The sequence below is a fragment of the Oscillibacter sp. genome (assembly GCF_032060045.1).
Classification (GTDB): domain Bacteria; phylum Bacillota; class Clostridia; order Oscillospirales; family Oscillospiraceae; genus Oscillibacter.
This window is the reverse complement of record NZ_DAMBZJ010000069.1, coordinates 1-5,041: the sequence shown is the minus strand read 5'-3', so window position 1 is coordinate 5,041 and position 5,041 is coordinate 1. Positions and strand designations below refer to the sequence as shown.

Here is a 5,041-nt window from a genome sequence, read left to right as displayed (position 1 = left end):
ACAGGGCAATTTTGAAGCGGCTGTGTTCTTCGTAACTGAAAACACAGCCGCTTTTTTTGTTGCTCAAAAACAAAATGAAAGGATGGATGCACCATGAAAAATGAACTGCAATCCCTGCGGTTCCTCAGCCCCCTCTTCCCTCATCTCTACAGAAAAAACGAATGGGGCGATCTTGACGATTACCGGGAGGATTTATCCGCCGGTGAGGTTTTAGAATACGAGGATGAAATCCTTGCACACATTCAGAAAGAAAAGCTGCCCGATGAGGGTGAGCGTGGCCTCGCCGTTTACCTTGATGATGATCTCAGCCAAAAGGTGTACAGCATCAATCCCTCAGTAGAGGAATGGAACGGCGAGCTGTGGGGCGTGACCGAGGTGCAAACCAATGATACCCTTTCTCCCTCTGAGCTTGCGAATCTTATCGGCAACCTTTTATGTGAACGGCAGGAGCCACAGGGTCAGCAACATCTACTATCCGGACGGCGACAGCCAGCTGGCGTGGATACGCTGGACAACGCCGAGTACCCCGCAGCATATGACCATTACGGTTTCTGTGTCTGGAGGCGGCAGCTCGAGCAAAGCCACAATCAATGTCAATATCGTTGACCTTGATAAAAATCCGCCGCCTAATCCTGTGGCCGATGACCGTAACGACAGCTTTAAAAAGTCTGCTGTTCCCAACAAGCCACAGCAGACCTCCGCCAGCTGGACGGTATGGCGGCCTTGGTGGCAGGAGCATTGGGTCTGGCACAGTGACTGGAATTGGTACAGCGATGGTGACGGAGGCGGTCATTGGGAGGATGACGGTGAATGGGTCGATGAGGGCTGGTGGGAGTTTGACCTTGACCGGTATCAGGCCAGCCTGTCGGCGAGCATGGCAATTAAGCCCGATGACAAAAGTCCCACAGCCAGCAGCAAGACCATGAAGTCCGGCTATGGAGTCAATCAGACAGTTTCTGCCAGAGTCAGCACGAACCAGTCCTCAGCAGTAACCGGGGCACAGACTGCGGTGACCTACTTCCCGGAATTCGGGTATCAGACCTACTGGAGGCTGATGGAACGCATGAGTTCCGGCTACAGCGCCCGATTTGAGTTTCAGAATAATCCCTACAGCACCTACAGCCGCAGGACGCATTTCTCACCCATCTGGTTCCCGGACGGAAGCTATACCCCATACACATGGCTGATCGACAGCTGGACACCCACCGGGATGCTCTCCATGAACCTCACGGACAGCGTCACCATCCGGGATAATTTATGGGCAGATTGACACATTTCGCCTCAGAACCCCAATTAAACACATAGAAAAAACAAGGCCGCAGCGAATCGAACGCTGCGGCCTTGCTGTTCTCAACCCTATGACGAAAGGTGGAAAATCAATGAAATTGAAACGAATTGCGATGCTCCTGTGCGTAACTCTGATGCTGTGCCTAATGTTCAGTACAACGGCCTATGCAGCGGGAACCGGCGACGTGGCCGGGGCAATTGAGGGAATGTGGTCAACCGCTTCCCAGCAGATCAAAACCGTGGTCAACAAGGTGGTGTTCCCCGCCATCGACCTGATTCTGGCGGTGTTTTTCTTTGCCAAGTTAGGCACATGTTATTTTGAATATCGCAAACATGGCCAGATGGAATGGGCGGCTCCGGCAATCCTGTTTGCCTGCCTTGTGTTCACGCTGACGGCTCCCTTATATATCTGGACGATACTCGGATTATGATGTGAAATAAGAGTGGGCAACCACGCCGTAAAATGACGAGGGTGCCCACGGTTTTGCACTTGTTCAAAGTAGCTTTAGCATATAATAGTTATTTCTTTCCCCTGTTAGACGCCTATAGCTGTTATTGCTTTTGAAATCAATTGACAAGTGCGATTAAAATAATTATAATAATAAACAGAACGATATTCTGTTTATTATAGGGAGAGTTACTATGTCGAGAAAAGCTGTTTTAGAGGGTGGTAAACGAGATGAAATTCTAAATGCCGCATTAGAATTATTCTTAAGGAATGGGTACGAAGCCACTTCTATACGAATGATTTTAGAACATGTTAACGGTGAGGTTGGTATGTTTTATCACTACTTTAATTCCAAACAAGAAGTATTTGACAAAGCGGTTGAGTTCTTTTTCAAAAGGAGTGGGGAAAAAATTTCAGCCATAGTAACCAATCATGCCAAACCACGATTAATGCTTGAGCAGCTTTATGATTGTTATACCAGCAGTATGAAGGAATTATCTCAATTAGCGAATGGATCTATTCACTGGTTGATATTGTATGCTCTGCATGATCAGACTTTAGAAGCCATGCTCCCTGCTTTCCGGTCGATGATATATGGATTGCTGCAAGCAGCAGGCAACGACGACGGCTATGGTAAAGAGTATCTTGCCTCTTTCCTCCTAAAAGGGATTAGTGGCTTGGTGCATGATAAGACATTTTTTGCTTTGCCACCTGAAATTAGAGTACAAGAAACGATGGAACTCATATGCAGAACATTACAAATTCCATACGACATATTTGAAGATTAAGCGAGGTATCAATTATGAGGCAATATATACTGACCGAACGGGCGCATCTGATGTGTCCTAATATGCACTTTGGTATCAAGGCAAAAATCCCTGCCGGATACAACAAAGGAAAAGTGCAAAATGTTCTTGGGGAGCTTGAGTTGGCTCACCCATTTTTGAAAAGCAGTGTTGCCAGAGAAGTGAAAAGTAGAAAGCTGTATTATTGCTGGTGTGAAGAATTGCAGGCTCCAGTCTTTGAAAAAGACAATTCTTCTCTATGGTCTAATGATTACAGCGATATAACAAGATGCGGCTGGGATGCTTTTCACGAATGCCTTCTGAAGATTGTTCTATATCCAGGAGATGAAGAATTTGAAGTGATGTTTATTGCTCATCATCTTTTGGGTGACGGACGCAGCATATTGGGTTTGGTATGTGAATTTGCAGATTGCTATATATCCGGGAAAAAGCCTACACATGCAGAAGAAAATTTGATAATGTCTATTGATGAACTTCCCAAAGGCAGCCAGCTTTCCACAATCAGTAAACTGATGATAGGGTATGCAAACCGCAAATGGAAAAATGAAAAGCATACCGTCAGTTATGAGGATTATAGGAGCTTCGAGGGAGAATTTATTGCAAACAATTCGGTTTCTTATATTGAGGAAGCATGGGGTACAGCAAAGACCGAAGAAGTTCTGAAAAAATGCTATGAGCAAAGTCTCTCATTGAATGACTATCTTGTTGCCGAGATGATGTGCAAGGAAAAAACGAGCCGGGTTGTGATCGCAGTGGATATACGCAAGCATCTCTCCCGCTACCAATCAGGTGCGCTGGGCAATTATGCCTCTGCAACTGCAATAGAGGTTTCAAATCAATCCGAAGATATTGAGTCCGTGGCGAAGTCGGTTTCGGGAAAAGTGAAAAAGAACATAGGCGATCCGAAAAAGCTCATGATGATTCTTGCCTGTTATCTCCATATGAAGCCAGAACTGATTGACGCTACTGCGATTTCAGTTATGGGTGGCTTTGAGAGCGAAGCAGGAAAGTTTGTCGGGTCGTTGATTCTTGGGTATAAAAACCGAAACGGTCACAGCGTTACTAACCTTGGTAATGTAGATAATCCGAACATTGTTGAAGCTATGTTTATCCCCCCGGCATCTCCGGCGAATGCTAAAACGATGGGTGTTCTTTCAGTAAACCACCGTTTGAGGAAATGTACTGCCTATTATCAATAAATCGGGCAATTAGGAGGAATATTTAATATAGGCAATAGCGTTATCCGTAATTTATCGCAGATAACGCTATTGCTTTTTGTTAGACGCAAAATTAATGACTATGGCGAGGAGTGTTTTTTGAAAATCAAAATCCGTTCACCGTCTTTATGCAAGGATACTCTGGAGCGTCGTAGGGATGTAGAGAAAAAGCAGGTCGGTGTAACCTCGAACCGGCCTGCTTTAAAATTGTATTATTGAGTTTACCACTATACATTTTATGTTAGGATAATTTTGTAAGTTTCAAGTCAACTTTTAATTATCAATATCATGTGCTTTCATCTTGTCTAATTCCGCTTTTTGTTTCTTTTTGTACTTTTCTCTGCTGGTAATCCATCCTTCAAAAAGGAAAAAATTCAAAACAAAAAATACAATGGAGGATGTACGGTTAAAGGCGATCAGTCCAGTAGCCAAAATATATATACTGGATGCCAACGCCAACAGAGGGATAATGCCACCCCAAATCGGATTTTTTAGTTTAGCGCAGTAGATTTCAACTACCCAACATATAGCAGTGATTCCGATGCTGACAAGAAGTCTTATACTCATAAAAATTATCTCTCCTTTTCCTTTTTATATTTTTCAATAATAATTTTTGCTGTTTCTAAATCAATTCGCGAGTCAACGGCTAAACCTTTGATAAAGGTTTGAAAAGGTTCTTCTTGCTGCTGGTCGCTCATTTCGATTTTTTGAATAAGTTTATCCAAACGTAATCGCACAGTAGGGTAAGAAACTTCATAAAAATTTGCAATCTCTTTTAGAGAACCTGATTTTAAAACAAAATTTTTAAGAAAGGTAGCATCTTCTTGCTCTAATGCAAGTATCCACTGTGGAATTTTATCAATATCCAATTTACATCTCCTTTCACATTGAATTCAACAATATTAATTATACACTAAATATTATTAAAGTCAATGCAAATATAAAGTTAAATTTATTGCATATTTGACAACCGCGCAAAGCTTGATTCACAGGATGTCAGTTCTGAAAAAAGCAAAACAGGCATCATCAAATGAATCTTAGAATCAAAAACAGAAAAAAAGAGAATACCTGAGGCGGGCATTCTCTTTTTCATGGAAAGGTGTGATGGCTTAAAATGTTCATATGGGATTTTGTCGCCGACACTGTCCTCGGTCAGATTGTGGATTGGATCTACGGTCAGATCGTGGGCTTTCTCGGTGACTTTTTTATGCAGATGGGAAACATAGGTGCTGACCTGTTCGAAATGAGCTGGGTGCAGTCCATTGTGCTGTTCTTTTCCTATC

At 43.3% G+C, this 5,041-nt stretch carries 6 protein-coding genes and 1 pseudogene; 5 read left to right on the top strand and 2 right to left on the bottom strand.

The features are described from left to right. Nucleotides 1-418: 418 nt before the first annotated feature. The 4 genes and pseudogenes from RT018_RS15540 to RT018_RS15525 all read left to right on the top strand — a co-directional run. Nucleotides 419-1,270: pseudogene (locus tag RT018_RS15540) on the top strand (hypothetical protein); the annotation flags it as partial. Between the two features lie 109 nt (nt 1,271-1,379). Beyond that, the gene (locus tag RT018_RS15535) at nt 1,380-1,718 is read left to right on the top strand and encodes a DUF3852 domain-containing protein (protein WP_312943220.1); all 339 of its coding nucleotides are present in this window, start codon (nt 1,380-1,382) and stop codon (nt 1,716-1,718) included. Between the two features lie 211 nt (nt 1,719-1,929). Beyond that, a complete protein-coding gene (locus RT018_RS15530) occupies nt 1,930-2,523 on the top strand; it encodes a TetR/AcrR family transcriptional regulator (protein WP_312943219.1) in 594 nt (197 codons plus the stop codon). Between the two features lie 14 nt (nt 2,524-2,537). Next, nucleotides 2,538-3,740, top strand: a complete 1,203-nt coding sequence (locus RT018_RS15525; RefSeq protein ID WP_312943218.1) for a hypothetical protein — start codon at nt 2,538-2,540, stop codon at nt 3,738-3,740. Between the two features lie 291 nt (nt 3,741-4,031). Here the strand turns inward: RT018_RS15525 and RT018_RS15520 are convergent, their stop codons facing one another. Both RT018_RS15520 and RT018_RS15515 read right to left on the bottom strand, forming a co-directional pair. Further along, nucleotides 4,032-4,325: a hypothetical protein gene (locus RT018_RS15520; RefSeq protein WP_312943217.1), complete on the bottom strand. Its 294-nt coding sequence runs from the start codon at nt 4,323-4,325 to the stop codon at nt 4,032-4,034. A gap of 5 nt (nt 4,326-4,330) precedes the next feature. Next, nucleotides 4,331-4,627 carry a DUF2089 family protein gene (locus RT018_RS15515; protein ID WP_312943216.1) on the bottom strand — a complete coding sequence of 99 codons (297 nt, stop codon included), beginning with the start codon at nt 4,625-4,627 and terminating at the stop codon, nt 4,331-4,333. Between the two features lie 245 nt (nt 4,628-4,872). Between RT018_RS15515 and RT018_RS15510 the strand changes: the two genes are divergently transcribed. Further along, nucleotides 4,873-5,041, top strand: a 169-nt coding sequence (locus RT018_RS15510; RefSeq protein ID WP_312943221.1) for a conjugal transfer protein TrbL family protein, incomplete at its 3' end; no start/stop codon positions are given.